Genomic DNA, 14,813 nt, shown 5'->3' on the forward strand with positions numbered 1-14,813 from the left:
TCGGAGAGAAACAGGCTTTGCGTACTTAAGAATATTTGTAGGTTGGGTTTCCCAAAGTCTCAACCCAACAAACCCCGTAAAAAGTTGGGTTTTGTTCCTCAACCCAACCTATATATTTTTCTTTTTTGGGCTTAACCGAACCGTATTGCATTATATAGCAATCCTAAATCATTTGTGAACAACGAGATCCCCGACTTCTCTAAGAAGTCGGGGATCTGAGGGCATAACGCACCGTACAAGATTACAAATTACGAATTAAATGAGCTAGGCGTTTTAACACTTTGACAACGGTATGTAGGTCATCTCCACGATTCAGTGACAGTGTGTAAGATAATGCATATTTCGGTGTACCATGTTTCGTCAACTTAATAAATTGAAATTCATTACCATTGGTGATAAACCCAAAAACAGGTTTAGCCGAAGTTGCATCTGCTAACATATAAGCCAATGCTTGGGGAATTGCTGGCACTAAAGAATATTCTGCTCGTTTTGCCTCAATAACGAGAACCCAAAATGGAGGATGCAACACCAAGATGTCAATACGTCCTCTGATAATCGTGCCTTCGTCTTCAGAAGAGATTTTTACCTCTTGTTCTGAGGCAATGTAGAAAGGCGGTTGATAAAAACCTGCTAGACGCAATAGTGGAGATAGCACCACCATTTTGACTACAGGTTCTAAAATAGGATACTTCGATAGATGCAAATATTCTGCTTTGACTTCGTTGAGAGATTGCTTTTCTAAGTCACTCAACTCAGCTAAATCATGCCGCCATTCTGAAAAAAAATCTTCGTCGTCTGCAAGTTGTAGACCAAATTCATCAATCAGTTGGGCTAGGGTGATATCTTTTCCTTGAAGAATTTGAACCATTTATTGAACCCTTATACTTGTCTGGCTAAAAAACCTTCCCTTGATATTTACCCAAAAGACTGCCTTATAGTGCCGCTTTCAGCAAAGCGATCGCAGTAACCCACAACATAATACTAATAGGCCCTCCAATTAGAACACCAGCGATCGCCCAGCCTCTTTGATGGGCTTTGAATTGCTCAATACTGCTCCACCGTCTACTTTTCCAAGCCCATTCATTGCCTTTAGCACCAAGTGCGATCGACATTAACCCCGAAATTTGGGGTACAAAACAGAATATTCCACACCACACTTGATTCGGCCACATCCACAACCAAGGCATCAGAAATGCGCCCCAGTTCCAACCAAGAATTTCCTCTGGGACTGTTTCATTCTGATTATTTATCCCGCATCCAGAATTATTGATTATTTCTCTTTGCGGTAAAAGCTGATTTCTGTTTGTAGATTTTATAGCCAGACCAGATTTGAGAGCATTTAGCGCTTGGCGGGCATCAGTAAAACGTTGTTCGGGAGCGGGTTCTACTAACTTTTGCAGCCAACTTACAAAACTGGGACTGAGATGAACTCGGTCTGTAAATTGCAGTCGCAAATCCTGCTGAGGTAAATCACAGGGGGAAATGCCAGTGAGCAAATGAATCAGAGTCGCACCCAATGCATAAAGGTCTGAAGCTGGAACCGCTCGACCACCAAATTGTTCCATTGGGGCATAACCATAAGTACCCACAACGGTGAAAGTAACGCCCTCTCTTGCCGCTTTATCCTGAACTGCACCAAAATCAACCAAATAAATCCGATTATCTTCGCCCCAGATTAAATTACTCGGTTTAATATCTCTATGTAACACCCCTGGATTTAACTCATGTAGATACATGAGGATATTTAAAATCTCACTGGCGATTTTTCTCGCTCGCTTTTCAGTAAACCTTTTGCTATGAGCAAGTTTTTCCTTAAGCGACTCTCCAGGAATATATTGTTGTATTAAGCCAAACCAAAGAGTGCGATCGTCGATACAAAAATAATCTATATATCGAGGAATGCGGGGATGACTTAGTTGCTTCAGAATTTGTGCTTCCCTCTCAAAAAGTTTCAAGTCATCCCACTGCACAGTACCGCCAAAGGCTAAAAGTTTGACCACAACGGTCGAATTTTCACCATCAGAGGCTTGTAAATCCTTGGCTAGCCAAGTTTGACGAATCCCATTATTACCGAGTTGACGTTGGACTTGATAACGATCTTGTAATATCTGTTCTGGTTGCAGCATCTTACACCTGGTGGCAGTTTACGCTGATCTGATTCCCTTATATTCAAGGATAGTCATTATCTAGAGAAATTGTGGGAGCCAGATAATTTATGGAAAGTAGTTGAAGATTTTGACTTTGGGGTTGCTTATAAAAAAACAATGCAAATTATTGTTCGCGTATGTTACAAATAACAGTAAAGATTAAAGGTGGCCAAAAAAGCAGAATCAAAACAGATGAGTATCTAAGCCGTGAGAAAATTTAGAACACTCGATCATTTTGAAGAAGAGTATTTCCGTAAGCACCCGGAAGAAATAGACGATTATTTGACTGAGATATTTCAGGAATATTCAAAAGACAACGATTCCGGCGCTTTATTGGCCTCGTTGCGCGTTGTTGCTCGTGTACGGGGAATTACTGAGATAGCCGACCAAATAGGTATGACACGCCGGGGATTGCAAAAAGCCTTATCCAGCAATGGCAACCCGCGCCTTGAAAACGTTAATTCCATCATGAAGGCACTGGGATATTGTCTCACACCCCAAAAAATTATCCCTCCAGTCTCAGAGTGAATCACAATAGTAATTACCACTCACTTTGTGACACTATTGCGTGGGAAATTTGGCTTATAGATAATTTTTGCGATAGTAAGCTTGATATTCCGCAGACAGCAGAGGTTCCCACCAATCACGACGATTAAGATACCATTCAACAGTTAAACGTAAACCTTCAGCAATTGTTACTGAAGGTGTCCAACCAAGCTGAGTTTTAATCTTGTTTGCGTTAATTGCATATCTGCGATCGTGTCCCTGTCTATCCTTGACAAAAGTAATCAACTCTTTTGCTGGACGGATTGGTAAATCAGGTGCTAATTCATCCATCATCTGACACAAAAGTTGCACAAGATTGAGATTTTCTACCTCATTGTTGCCGCCAATATTGTACATTTCCCCTGGTTGACCGTGATTGATAACCACATCTAAAGCACGACAATGATCGCCTACATAAAGCCAATCGCGCACATTTTTACCATCACCATAAACAGGTAGTGGTTTACCTATTAAAGTGTTGATGCACATTAGGGGAATTAGCTTTTCGGGAAATTGATAAGGGCCGTAATTATTAGAACAATTTGTAATAATAGTTGGGAGTTTATAAGTATGATAATAAGCACGCACTAAATGGTCACTCCCAGCTTTTGAGGCTGAATAGGGACTATTAGGAGCGTAGGGTGTAGTTTCAGAAAAAGCTGCATCATCTGCGCCTAAACTACCGTAGACTTCATCAGTCGAAACGTGTAGAAAACGATAATCAGATGGTTGTGCTTTAGCCTCCCAATATTGGCGAAAAGCTTCTAGCAGTGTGAAAGTTCCGACTACATTAGTTTGCACAAAAGCCGCCGGGCCAAGAATCGAACGATCGACATGAGATTCAGCAGCAAAATGGGCGATAGTATCTATATTTTCTGTTGATAATAATTGATCTACGATGGTGCGATCGCAAATATCCCCCTGCACAAACCGAAAATTCTCTCTTCCCTCAACCATCGCCAAGTTTAGACGATTCCCCGCGTAGGTAAGCGCATCCAACACCACCACCCGATCCTCTGGATAAACCTGACACCAGTGATGGACAAAATTCGCCCCAATAAACCCCGCACCCCCAGTAACTAATAAGCGCCGACTCATTCAATTTCCTCTCTTATTTCTCTCTGTGATCTCTGCGCCTCTGCGGTGCGTTTCTATTACTTAAAATATTTCTTCCTCAGCTTCCCGTATATCTTTTGAGCAAGTAATTTTGTCATACGTACTCTCGTCAAACTCTTAATATTAGATGGCTGCTCAATCTTATGATCAAAAAATTCATTTAACTCATCCAAAATTACTTGGAAACGCTTAATAATATTTTCAGTTCGATATTCAGCAAAAAACTCTTCAGACAAACTAAAAGTTCCTGAAAAATCAATCACCTTGAGAATCCGTTGCACATCATATTCTTGAGAATATCCAGCAATTTTATAGCAATTAAATCCAGGATCTAAGTAATCTGCCAGTCCTCCATTAACACTAGAAAATACTTGACAACCACAAGCAAGAGCTTCCATTGGTTGTAAGCCAAATCCTTCACTAACGCCCTGTTGTGCCCAGTACTCAGCCGAATCATAAAGGTAAACCTTCGCTCGGTTAAAGAGTCCCGGTAAATCCTCTATGTATGAATCAACAACCAATACTTTACAACGTTTTTGCAACGCTGGAATCAATTCTTTAATTAAATACTCAGAAGATTTTCGAGCCTGGACTAAAACATCAATGTCCCGTTCCAGACCTAAATTTTGGAACTCATCAGAAATTTGATTGGGCAAATAATAAATTAGAGAATTAGGTGATTTTTCTCCCCAATATCCCATTGTATAGCGGCTAACAGTAACAATTGGAATACTTGCAGGTAGTCTAAATGGATAACCTGCACTATGTGCATGATAAATCACATTGTATTGCTTAAGTTTAGCCACGAGTTGAGCTACATCAAATCCCCAACTGATGACAAAAATTACATCACTTAAATTTTTCTCTTTTAGTAAATCATCAATAAAAAGCTTACCTTTTTCTCGCTGACGGTAAGTTACAACATCAGCACTACAGAAATTCTGAGCCAAATTAAGTGCTTTCAACTCAGCCCAAAGACCGCCACAGGCAAATTTGCCATCTGTACCAGGAAGTAAGAAGTAAAGTTTTCTCATAATTTTATTTATTTGGGCATTGGGCATTGGGAATGGGGTAACAATCTAATAGTTCTTCTTCCCCTGCCTCCTTCATTCTTGCCAGCCCACTTTAACAAAATGTGCATCACGCCCCCAAACATCGCGTGTGCGGGTAATATTTTCGATTGTTAGGTTAAAAGGAATAGCTGTTGTTAGGTAACGCTGTGCTATGGAACCTAAATTAGGTGCGAGTTCAGCTGCTGTCGTTGCTGCTAACCCCAAACCGATAAGTTGCTCAATTGGTCGAAATGGTAGTAACAAATGCACACCTACAGCTAGTCCAGCTGTTAAGAGCATTGCTACTGATAAATTTGTGCCACAACGAGGATGTATAGCTAAATCCCATTCTCCACTAGTGAGGCGATGTCGAGCAAGTGCGATCGCACGCCTTAAATCACTAATATTTACCTCACCATAAAGGTAAAATCCATGCTCAGTAGACAAACCACCTAATAGTTCGTTATCTAGTTGAACGTTAGTAGGTTGGCCACTTTGTGATTCGCTAAGAACCCAAACCGTAGCATGTTCTAAGGCATGAACCTGCCGGATCGTTAGAATTTCTTTCAACCCTGGAATAAATGATAGCTGCTTGAGTAAGTCGGTATCCTGTGTAGGTTGCGGAAAGTCTAAGGGGCGGTATTCTGGTGCTGGAACTTTCTCAGATACAGGTGTCGTAAAATCAAAGTTAAAAAATTTAAAAGGGGACGAGTCACCCTCAAAAGAAGCAGAAGTATTCATTGGAACACCGCCCTCCAAGAGCCGATGGAGCAATATAGATTTCTCTCAAATGTAACGCTTGCACCACTGAATTGTTGCTAATTTTTGTTTATTGTCATTAGTCATTAGTTATAGTTTCCGAGTCCGAGGGTCAGCTGGCTCCACTAACATAAACTCCAGCTGAGTGAAGGACTCGGAACTTTTGGTAGAATGTTCGCACTGAAAACTTAGGCGTGAAGAGGGAAACAATCGGTAAACCTCAAATTGACTTGTCAGTATACCAGACCAGAGCAATTACGTTACTACTAGTAAATTGTTTATTCGATCTGGTTCGGTAGAAGACAGCAATTGACATCATTCAAGCAGACCTTGCCCCACTGTAAAGCCCAGCGCACAAGAGCTACTCGATTCTCTGTCTCGGTCTTGGTCAGAATATTACTGATATGGTTATCAACTGTACGTTTGCTAATCTCCAGTTTTCCTGCAATCTCTTGGTTAGTTAAGCCAGCGGCTACTAGGTCGATAATTTGCAGTTCTCTGTCTGACAGACTAACGGGGGTCTCAGACTTGCCACCAGCCATGACTATTTCTATGCTCCTTTGGTATATGTACTTAATCGCTCTTTCTAATTCTAGAAGATTCTTTTGTTAGTAGGGGTTTCAAGTGTTAGCAGTAATACTATTGTCAATATTTTCTTTGGATTTAAAGTTGGCAAAAATATAAATCACGACAATATACAAGTATTATACAACACTTATTTTAGGATAAAAACTAGTATAAATGTTTAGATATTTTAGGCAATTATTAGAAGCAGATAGATGTTATGGAGTAGTAAAAATTGCTATTTAATTCTATGAAGAACTGGCGACAGATTAGCAAAAATTGTTGTAGATTTTATACTGTAAATTCTTAATTCAAAATCGAAATCTAAAATCTAAAATGAAATGAGCAATTCCCGTGTTTTGTGCATCGGTGAAATTTTGTTTGATTGTTTAGCCGATCAATTAGGGTTAAAGCTGGAAAAAGTTAAATCTTGGACTCCCTACCCAGGAGGGGCACCAGCTAACGTAGCCTGTGCTTTAGTGAAGCTGGGGACGACAGCAGGATTTATTGGAGCCGTTGGTGAAGATGAAGCAGGAAATGCGCTGGTTAAGCTATTACAAGATGTGGGTGTAGATACAACAGGGGTACAACGACATCCCACAGCACCAACGCGGCAAGTTTATGTTACACGGGATCTCGCTGGCGATCGCACTTTTGCCGGATTTGGTCAGTATGACACCGCAGAATTTGCCGATACTCGCCTGCAAGCCAAACAATTGCCAGATTCGCTGTTTCAAGAGGCAGATTTTCTGGTTTTGGGTACTTTAGAGTTAGCCTACCCTGAAAGTGAACAGGCAATTTACCGCGCTCTAGAGTTAGCAGAACATTACGATCTGAAGATTGTGCTAGATGTCAACTGGCGGCCTGTATTTTGGGATGAGCCAAATATCGCGCATCAAAAAATTCCAGAATTATTTAAGCGAGTCGATTTTCTCAAACTCTCCAAAGAAGAGGCGGAATGGCTATTTGAAACCGCAGATCCTGGAGCCATCACTTACCGTTTGGCTTGTATTGAAGGAGTATTGGTAACAGATGGAGAAAACGGTTGCGCCTACTGTCTGGGTGAAAATGAAGGCAAATTACCTTCCTTTTCCATCCCCGTAGTTGATACTACTGGTGCAGGGGATAGTTTTTTGGCAGGATTCATCCACCAACTGGGTCAGAATGGCATCCACAGCTTGCGGGATGCCGAAACAGCAAAACGCATTGTTACCTACGCCAGTGCTGTTGGGGCACTGACTACCATTAAAGCAGGTGCGATCGCTTCCCAGCCCACAGATGCGGAAGTTGAAGCGTTTTTAACCACACACAAACTTTAAAAACTAGCAAAACGAATAAGAATATCAGCTACTTAAGGCTGATATTCTTGGAAGAACTGCTGACGGCCTCATCCAAAATTATCTACTCTTTTTGGTGATGTAACCGAATTCCTAAAAAGATGTCATAAACAAATTCAAAAAAGTCTTTTTTCTGCAACAATCCTGAAGTTTGATAACATCCTTTTTCATCTAAGAGTGGCTTCATCACATAGTATGCAGGTTGGTAATTATACCAAGGAATAGAAGGCCACAAATGATGAATTAAGTGGTAATTCTGTCCCATAATTAGAATATTGAGAACTGGATTTGGGTAGACACGAGCATTTTTCCAGCGATCGCGCTCTGCAAAAGGACGATGGGGCAAATAGTCAAAAAATAATCCTAGCGCTATCCCCACCACAAAGGCGGGTATAAACCAAAAATTCAGAATGTAACCCAAAAAGTTGTACTGCACTGAAATATAAACAATTACACCGACAATTAAGCGGCTGATGAACCATTCTAATAGCTCATATTTGCGCCACAGCCGCCGTTGAAAGAAAAATACTTCGTGGTATAAAAACCGCACTGCAATTAGCCATAGCGGCCCACCCGTGGAGACATAATGATCTGGATCGTCTTTGGGATGGTTGACATGGCCATGATGCTGTAAATGCACTCGCGTAAACACTGGAAAAGCAAAAGCTAGCATCAATGCACTACCATGCCCTAACATCGAATTCATTACCCGATTGCGATGGGCTGATTGGTGACAAGCGTCATGAATAACCGTCCCAGCACAATGCAAGGCAATAGTGTTAACGCTAAAGCAGAGCCAGTGCGGCCATTCCCAAAGCCAGTAACCAAAGTTAGATAACACCAGCATTCCTACAGCTACTAAAAACAGCAGTAGGGTGGGATTAAAATCACCAGGAGGCGCTAAAAATTCCTTTGGCGGGATTGTCAGTGGCTTTTGTGCCTCCGATGCGATCGTTTCTAACATTGACTCTTTCTTAATCAAACATTACTAGTACTTACGCAAAATCACACGCGATAGGGGCAATTCACGAATTGCCCCTACCTGAGAATAAAAGTTTCATCTGAAGTTTTGCGTAAGTCCTAATTACGAATATACGATAAATATTAGGGAAGAATAAAGTTTTGTAACCTTTTGTATAGCAATATTTATCCACAGCTTTGCATATCAGTAGATGAATAGCGCTATGATTCCAGACAAGAACTAACCTTTACTGATAAATGGGGTATGACAATTGGCAAAAAGTTGATGGGATAAACTCTTTCGTTGGGAGGATGGATACAAGATTAATGTACTATATCTAGTCTATCCCACAGCCCCTACTCTCCCATAAACTCTCTCTAGCTGCTTACATTTATTGGTATAGCAGTGACTGAAAAGGAGATACAACTTAAGTTACGATGACTTCCCAGATAGCTCCCTCACTTCAGCCCCTATGCAATTAAGAGATTCTCTGCGCCGGACAAAAATTGTCGCTACTATTGGCCCCGCTACTAGCAGTCCTGAAATGCTTAAGGCGATTATTGAAGCGGGAGCCACGACGCTGCGGCTAAACTTCTCCCACGGAACTCATGCCGACCATCAGCGTAGTATTCGCTTAATTCGGCAAACCGCCTTTGAACTAAATCAACCAGTGGCTATTCTCCAAGACTTGCAGGGCCCAAAAATTCGCTTGGGGAAGTTTGACAACGGATCTATAGTTTTGGCAAAAGGCGATCGCTTTACCTTGACAAATCGCCCAGTAGTAGGCACACAAGAAATTAGCTGCGTCACCTATGATTATTTAGCTGAAGAAGTCCCACTTGGTGCAAAAATTCTCCTCGATGATGGACGAGTAGAAATGGTTGTAGAGGAGATTAACCGAGACAAAGGTGATTTGCATTGTCGCATCACCGTACCTGGTAAACTTTCTAACAACAAAGGCGTAAACTTTCCCGGTGTTTACCTGTCAATTAAGGCAATGACTGACAAAGACCGAGAGGATCTGATGTTTGGTCTAGATCAAGGTGTAGATTGGGTGGCACTTTCCTTTGTCCGCAATCCACAGGACATGATCGAAATTAAAGAACTAATTTCCAGTACAGGCAAGCAAGTGCCGGTGATTGCCAAAATTGAAAAGCATGAAGCCATTGAACAAATGGAGGCAGTTCTGGCTTTGTGTGATGGCGTAATGGTTGCCAGAGGCGACTTAGGCGTGGAACTGCCAGCAGAAGATGTTCCCGTACTTCAAAAGCGGCTAATTGCTACAGCAAATCGCTTAGGGATTCCAATCATCACCGCCACCCAAATGTTAGATAGCATGGTGAGCAATCCCCGTCCCACTCGCGCCGAAGTGTCGGATGTGGCAAATGCAATTTTGGATGGCACGGATGCGGTGATGCTCTCCAATGAAACCGCAGTGGGTAGCTTCCCTGTAGAAGCAGTAGCGACAATGGCGCGGATTGCCGAGCGAATGGAGCAGGAAGAAGTCCAACATTTAAACTTGCGTTCTGTAAAAGATGCCCGACGCTCCATTCCCAATGCCATTAGTCAAGCGGTAGGTCAAATTGCCGAACAACTAGGCGCAGCAGCAATCATGACCCTAACGCAAACTGGAGCAACTGCTCGCAATGTTTCTAAATTCCGTCCTCAGACACCGATTTTGGCAGTGACTCCCCATGTGAATGTAGCGCGGCAGTTACAGATGGTGTGGGGAGTAAAACCGCTATTGGTGCTAGGATTACCTTCCACTGGTCAGACATTTCAAGCTGCAATTAATGTAGCTCAGGAGTTGAAGTTACTGTCTGAGGGAGATTTAGTAGTAATGACTGCTGGTACACTCCAGGGAATTTCCGGCTCTACGGATTTGATTAAGGTAGAAGTGGTGACGGCGGTACTCGGTAACGGAATCGGACTCGGACAAGGTTTAGTGAGTGGTCGCGCACGGGTGGCTAATACTGGTATGGATGTTAGTAACTTTAATCCGGGAGACATATTAGTTGCACCGCGCACGAGTGCTGATTTTGTTGAGGCTATTCGGAAAGCTGCCGGGATTATTACGGAAGAGGAAAGTCTCACAAGTCACGCGGCGGTGATTGGCTTACGTCTTGGTGTGCCAGTGATTGTTGGTGTGAAGCAGGCAACGCAGGTGATTCGAGATGGAGCGATTATAACGCTGGATCTGCAACGGGGTTTGATTTACTCTGGGGCGGTGAGAACGCCTTAGAACTGGGGCATGGGGCATGGGGCATGGGGCATGGGAGAAGAGTTTTCGCTTCAGCAAGATCAGCACCCCGCCCCTCTGACTCTTTTTAATCCACAATGCCCAATGCCCAATGCCCAATTCCCAATGCCCTAAATTAAACAGTTGCGATCGCAACTCCAAGCCATGTAGCAAAGTTTTTCTGCTGTGTGGAGTTAGGAGACTCAACAGGTTTTACCTGATATCGAGTGGGATGTGGTGACGCGAGGGTAATGGAATAAGTACGCAGTTCGTCTTGGTGGAAAACTGTAACTTGGATGGTATCGTTTGGTTGGTAATCTTTTAGGCGATCGCTGAAACTATTCCCCGTCACCTTAATCCCATCAATTGCTAATACCTCATCACCTGCATCAATTCCCCCTATTTGTGCCGGTGAATCAGTTTCCACAAACTTAATCATCTCCCGCCCATTCTCTGTACTTATTCTCACGCCTAAGTAAGATTCTTCTTGCTGTTCAGCTAGCAACTGTAAGCCAAAGGGTTCCAAATACTGATTGAAAGGCAAATCATCAGTACTATCAATGTAGCGTTTAAAGAAATCAGTCAAATCTATTCCAGCAACAGATTCGATAACATCCTGCAACTGTTCTGGGGTATAGCCAATTTCATCTTTACCAAATTGCTGCCACATTTTCAGCATCACGTCATCGAGGGAACGCTGATTGTCGTGAGTGGAGCGAATCAGTAAATCCAGCAACAACGATACCATTTCTCCCTTTAAATAGTAGGAAATTTGGGAGTTACCACTATTGGCATCGGGGCGATAGAGTTTAATCCAGGTATCAAAACTCGACTCGGAAACGGGTTGTACCTTACGCCCCGGTGTCGTTTCATATCTGCTAATTTCTTTACTCAAGTTATTCAAAAACGACTTAACATCATAAATTCCTGCCCGCAAAGGAATTAATAAGTCGTAATAACTAGTAGTCCCCTCACAAAACCACAATGATGGTGTGTAGTTTTCTTGGTCGTAATCAAAAACCTCTAATGCTTTTGGGCGAATTCGTTTGACATTCCACAAGTGAAAGAACTCGTGCGCTACCAATTGGATAAAGCGATCGTATTTTTCCTGAACGCGAAACCCAAAACGTTGGTAAATTAATGAGCAACAGTCTTTATGCTCCAAACCGCCAAAAGCTTGACTAAATAAATGTAGCAAAAATACATATCGTTCATAAGGCAAACCGCCGAACATCTGCGCTTCTACCTGAACAATTTTTTGGATATCAGCAATCAACTGCTGAACTTGATAATTACCTTGCCCCCAAATTGCGAGTTCATGGGGTTTTCCCAAGACCTCAAATTTATACAATTGGTGGCAACCAATCTCAAAGGGAGTATCAACTAGAGTATCAAAATCACTAGCTAAAAAAGTATTTTTTTCTTCAGCAACGGGAGTTAAAGCAGTAGTGACCCGCCATTCTTGGTGTGGTGGTACGATGGTGACGCGAATGGGTAGCTTATCCCAGCCTGGTATTCTAAAAAATAGTGCTGCCCCATTGAAATAACCGTGAGTAGCATCCAAGTGATTTGTCCGCACCGATAGCTCATTAGCAAAAATACGGTAACGTACAGTTAATTCTGAAACACCAGTTTTGTCTACTTGCCAGTGATTTTTACTGATTTTTCGCCAAGGTAAAGGCTTATGCTCTGCAAAAGCCAAAAAATCCTGTAAATTCTTGGCATATTCCCGAACTAAGTAGGAACCGGGTGTCCATACTGGCAATTTTAAATCGAGAATCGGTGAGGGATGATTTACAAGGCGCAAAGTTACTTCAAACAGATGGGTTTCTGGTTGGGACATTGCCACCAAGTAATGAATCGTTGGCCCGGTTTCCTGGATGTAGATATTGGGACGAGTTGCAGTTGCTTCAGTCATCTTGGTGCTGGAGATAATTGTTAACGGGGTATCCCCCTTGGCGATCGCAGAGCGTCTTGTAGAGAAAATAGTAATTAGTAGTTAAGATCCCACGGATAAATCCGCTTACTCTCAAATAAAGATTACAGTTTATTTCTTTTGCATAACTAATATATTACTTATGCATTGTACCTAATTATTACAGCCGATTTGGGTGTTTCAACCATATTTAGCAGCTTGCAATGTCTACGACGAGCTACGCAAACGCATCAAAATCTGCACTAGCGCAAGATTTTCTGATATTTGCTTTCCCTCCCGTAGAGACGAGATTAATCGCATCTCTACTTACTCCCTATTCCCTTGCTCACCTGTAGAATAAAACTGTTGGGCATAAAAACGGGCATAGCGTCCTTCCTGTGACATGAGAGAAGAATGAGTACCAGTTTCAACTAACTTTCCTTGTTCTAGTACGAGAATGCAGTCAGCCCTACGAACACTGCTCAAGCGATGGGCGATTATAAACACGGTACGATTTTGCATTACTCGTTCGATCGCTTCTTGAACTAATGCTTCTGACTCCGAATCTAAGGCAGAAGTAGCTTCATCCAGGATGAGAATTCGAGGATCGTTAACAATGGCTCTGGCGATCGCTAATCTTTGGCGTTGTCCACCAGACAGGTTAACTCCCCGCTCACCAACCCAGCTATGATAACCTTGGGAAAATTGGGTGATGAAAGAGTGAGCGTTGGCAATCTTTGCAGCTTCCTCAATTGCTGCTAAATCTAATTCTTCCTGACCATAACCAATATTTTCGGCGATCGTTCCTGAAAACAGGGTAATGTCTTGGGGAACAATGCCAATTTGATGGCGGAGGCTGGTGAGTGTGACATCGCGGATATCAATATCATCAATGAGAATTTCGCCTTCTTGAGGGTCATAAAAGCGAAGTAAAAGGTTAATTAAAGTCGATTTGCCCGCCCCAGAAGAACCAACCAAGGCAATCACATTGCCAGGAGAAGTGTGCAAACAGAGATCCTTAAGGACTGGCTGGCTGGAATTGTAGGCGAAATTGACATGACGATACTCTACCTTGCCAGCAACTCGTGGTAGTTCCTTAGCATTGGATTGTTCGCTTAAACTAGGCTGCTTCAGCATCAATTCAAAGATGCGTTCGACAGAAGCCTCAGTCTGTTTGTACTCGTTGTAATTGCTAATTAACAGGTCGATTGGCTGAATTAGGATTGCCACAGCAGCTAAGAAACTGATAAAGCCTTGAGATGTCAGCTGATTTTGAGAAATCTGCCATCCTCCCAAGAGAAACAGCAGCATAATACTAACTGCTTCCAAAAAACCAACAACGGGAAACTGAATGGATTTGAGTTGTAGAGCGCGATACTTAGCTTGGCGATTGCGTTCTGCTTCCTGATTAAATCGCTTGACTTCATACCCTTGTGCTGCAAAAGCTTGGACGACGCGAATCCCGCTAAATACTTCAGTTAGCAGCGCCGACAAATTGGAAACCTGATTTTGACTCTGGCGAGATAGCACAAGTAATCGCTGACCAAATTGCCCGATTAACCAAGCCATCAGGGGAGCCAAAAGCAAACCTGCAAGGGTGAGTTGCCAATTCAGGTAGAGCATGTAAATGGGAATTGCAATTAACTGCAAGAGATTGGAAAGAAACTGATGGGATAACTTATCGACAATCTCACCGACGCGATCGATATCTTCAGTCAGCCGATAAGTGAGATCGCCTGTCTGTGTAGTTTCAAAGTAATCTAATCCAAGTTTGTGCAGATGAGCGTAAACCCGCTTACGCAAGTTTAAAACCATGTTGAGAGCAGCAGCAATCATAAAGACATTCTGCCCGTATTGACAAAGCCCTCGAAATAAAAATACCAAAGTACCTATTCCCAGCCAGTGGGCAATCTGATTAACATTTCCCTGACCGAGAAAAAAAGCAACCTGACCTGCTAGGTAAGGTATTGCTAAGGTGAGCAACACAAATCCTAAAATACAAGCAAATCCTCGAACTAAAAGCGGCCATTGTGGCCACAAATAAGGTAACAGTTGCCAGTAGCTAGAGCGGACTTTCATAACCTTCACTATTGAAATTTAGCAGCAGCAACAATTGTGTCAGAATTCAGGTGAATTCTGACTCCTGAATTCAGAACTCAGAATTCAGGATTCTGACA

13 protein-coding genes are annotated in these 14,813 nt (G+C 42.4%); 4 read left to right on the plus strand and 9 right to left on the minus strand.

Annotated features, from left to right (window positions below; all coding sequences use genetic code 11):
- Positions 1-241: 241 nt before the first annotated feature.
- Both V7K98_RS16450 and V7K98_RS16455 read right to left on the minus strand, forming a co-directional pair.
- Positions 242-868 carry a type I restriction endonuclease gene (locus tag V7K98_RS16450; protein WP_335023598.1) on the minus strand — a complete coding sequence of 209 codons (627 nt, stop codon included), beginning with the start codon at positions 866-868 and terminating at the stop codon, positions 242-244.
- A 64-nt stretch (positions 869-932) separates the two neighbouring features.
- Positions 933-2,126, minus strand: a complete 1,194-nt coding sequence (locus V7K98_RS16455) for a serine/threonine protein kinase (RefSeq protein ID WP_335023600.1) — start codon at positions 2,124-2,126, stop codon at positions 933-935.
- A gap of 228 nt (positions 2,127-2,354) precedes the next feature.
- Between V7K98_RS16455 and V7K98_RS16460 the strand changes: the two genes are divergently transcribed.
- A complete protein-coding gene (locus tag V7K98_RS16460; RefSeq protein WP_334862657.1) occupies positions 2,355-2,675 on the plus strand; it encodes an addiction module antidote protein in 321 nt (106 codons plus the stop codon).
- 54 nt (positions 2,676-2,729) lie between these two features.
- On the opposite strand, the gene rfbB is transcribed toward V7K98_RS16460, so the two are convergent.
- The 4 genes from rfbB to V7K98_RS16480 all read right to left on the minus strand — a co-directional run bounded on the left by rfbB (position 2,730) and on the right by V7K98_RS16480 (position 6,162).
- On the minus strand, positions 2,730-3,791 hold the full coding sequence (rfbB, locus tag V7K98_RS16465; protein WP_335023602.1) for a dTDP-glucose 4,6-dehydratase: 1,062 nt from the start codon (positions 3,789-3,791) through the stop codon (positions 2,730-2,732).
- Positions 3,792-3,847: 56 nt separating this feature from the next.
- Positions 3,848-4,843: a glycosyltransferase gene (locus V7K98_RS16470; RefSeq protein ID WP_335023674.1), complete on the minus strand. Its 996-nt coding sequence runs from the start codon at positions 4,841-4,843 to the stop codon at positions 3,848-3,850.
- Positions 4,844-4,915: 72 nt separating this feature from the next.
- Entirely contained in the window at positions 4,916-5,602 is a 687-nt protein-coding gene (locus tag V7K98_RS16475) for a DUF6391 domain-containing protein (protein WP_335023604.1), read from the minus strand.
- Positions 5,603-5,898: 296 nt separating this feature from the next.
- Positions 5,899-6,162 carry a helix-turn-helix domain-containing protein gene (locus V7K98_RS16480; protein ID WP_012410583.1) on the minus strand — a complete coding sequence of 88 codons (264 nt, stop codon included), beginning with the start codon at positions 6,160-6,162 and terminating at the stop codon, positions 5,899-5,901.
- A gap of 363 nt (positions 6,163-6,525) precedes the next feature.
- Here V7K98_RS16480 and V7K98_RS16485 point away from each other — a divergent pair, with 363 nt between their 5' ends.
- Positions 6,526-7,503, plus strand: coding sequence for a carbohydrate kinase family protein (locus tag V7K98_RS16485; protein WP_335023606.1), 978 nt, complete (start codon positions 6,526-6,528; stop codon positions 7,501-7,503).
- Between the two features lie 82 nt (positions 7,504-7,585).
- Here V7K98_RS16485 and crtR read toward each other — a convergent pair whose 3' ends face one another.
- Positions 7,586-8,485 carry a beta-carotene hydroxylase gene (gene crtR / locus V7K98_RS16490; protein ID WP_335023608.1) on the minus strand — a complete coding sequence of 300 codons (900 nt, stop codon included), beginning with the start codon at positions 8,483-8,485 and terminating at the stop codon, positions 7,586-7,588.
- A gap of 469 nt (positions 8,486-8,954) precedes the next feature.
- On the opposite strand from crtR, the gene pyk reads away from it, so the two are divergent.
- Both pyk and V7K98_RS16500 read left to right on the plus strand, forming a co-directional pair.
- Positions 8,955-10,724 (plus strand): pyruvate kinase, encoded by a 1,770-nt coding sequence (pyk, locus tag V7K98_RS16495; protein ID WP_335023610.1) that lies wholly within the window; start codon positions 8,955-8,957, stop codon positions 10,722-10,724.
- A 9-nt stretch (positions 10,725-10,733) separates the two neighbouring features.
- The gene (locus V7K98_RS16500) at positions 10,734-10,856 is read left to right on the plus strand and encodes a hypothetical protein (RefSeq protein ID WP_335023612.1); all 123 of its coding nucleotides are present in this window, start codon (positions 10,734-10,736) and stop codon (positions 10,854-10,856) included.
- A gap of 1 nt (position 10,857) precedes the next feature.
- Here V7K98_RS16500 and V7K98_RS16505 read toward each other — a convergent pair whose 3' ends face one another.
- Positions 10,858-12,639 (minus strand): M61 family metallopeptidase, encoded by a 1,782-nt coding sequence (locus V7K98_RS16505; RefSeq protein WP_335023614.1) that lies wholly within the window; start codon positions 12,637-12,639, stop codon positions 10,858-10,860.
- 324 nt (positions 12,640-12,963) lie between these two features.
- The gene (locus V7K98_RS16510; protein WP_335023616.1) at positions 12,964-14,715 is read right to left on the minus strand and encodes an ABC transporter ATP-binding protein; all 1,752 of its coding nucleotides are present in this window, start codon (positions 14,713-14,715) and stop codon (positions 12,964-12,966) included.
- Positions 14,716-14,813: the final 98 nt, after the last annotated feature.

The organism is Nostoc sp. (genome assembly GCF_036917435.1).
Taxonomy (GTDB): domain Bacteria; phylum Cyanobacteriota; class Cyanobacteriia; order Cyanobacteriales; family Nostocaceae; genus Nostoc.

What these genes read in the sequence shown, in the direction of transcription:
- V7K98_RS16450 (WP_335023598.1), bottom strand. Translation starts at nt 868, where the DNA reads ATGGTTCAAATTCTTCAAGGAAAAGATATCACCCTAGCCCAACTGATT.
- V7K98_RS16455 (WP_335023600.1), bottom strand. Translation starts at nt 2,126, where the DNA reads ATGCTGCAACCAGAACAGATATTACAAGATCGTTATCAAGTCCAACGT.
- rfbB (WP_335023602.1), bottom strand. Translation starts at nt 3,791, where the DNA reads ATGAGTCGGCGCTTATTAGTTACTGGGGGTGCGGGGTTTATTGGGGCG.
- V7K98_RS16470 (WP_335023674.1), bottom strand. Translation starts at nt 4,843, where the DNA reads ATGAGAAAACTTTACTTCTTACTTCCTGGTACAGATGGCAAATTTGCC.
- V7K98_RS16475 (WP_335023604.1), bottom strand. Translation starts at nt 5,602, where the DNA reads ATGAATACTTCTGCTTCTTTTGAGGGTGACTCGTCCCCTTTTAAATTT.
- V7K98_RS16480 (WP_012410583.1), bottom strand. Translation starts at nt 6,162, where the DNA reads ATGGCTGGTGGCAAGTCTGAGACCCCCGTTAGTCTGTCAGACAGAGAA.
- V7K98_RS16485 (WP_335023606.1), top strand. Translation starts at nt 6,526, where the DNA reads ATGAGCAATTCCCGTGTTTTGTGCATCGGTGAAATTTTGTTTGATTGT.
- crtR (WP_335023608.1), bottom strand. Translation starts at nt 8,485, where the DNA reads ATGTTAGAAACGATCGCATCGGAGGCACAAAAGCCACTGACAATCCCG.
- pyk (WP_335023610.1), top strand. Translation starts at nt 8,955, where the DNA reads ATGCAATTAAGAGATTCTCTGCGCCGGACAAAAATTGTCGCTACTATT.
- V7K98_RS16500 (WP_335023612.1), top strand. Translation starts at nt 10,734, where the DNA reads ATGGGGCATGGGGCATGGGGCATGGGAGAAGAGTTTTCGCTTCAGCAA.
- V7K98_RS16505 (WP_335023614.1), bottom strand. Translation starts at nt 12,639, where the DNA reads ATGACTGAAGCAACTGCAACTCGTCCCAATATCTACATCCAGGAAACC.
- V7K98_RS16510 (WP_335023616.1), bottom strand. Translation starts at nt 14,715, where the DNA reads ATGAAAGTCCGCTCTAGCTACTGGCAACTGTTACCTTATTTGTGGCCA.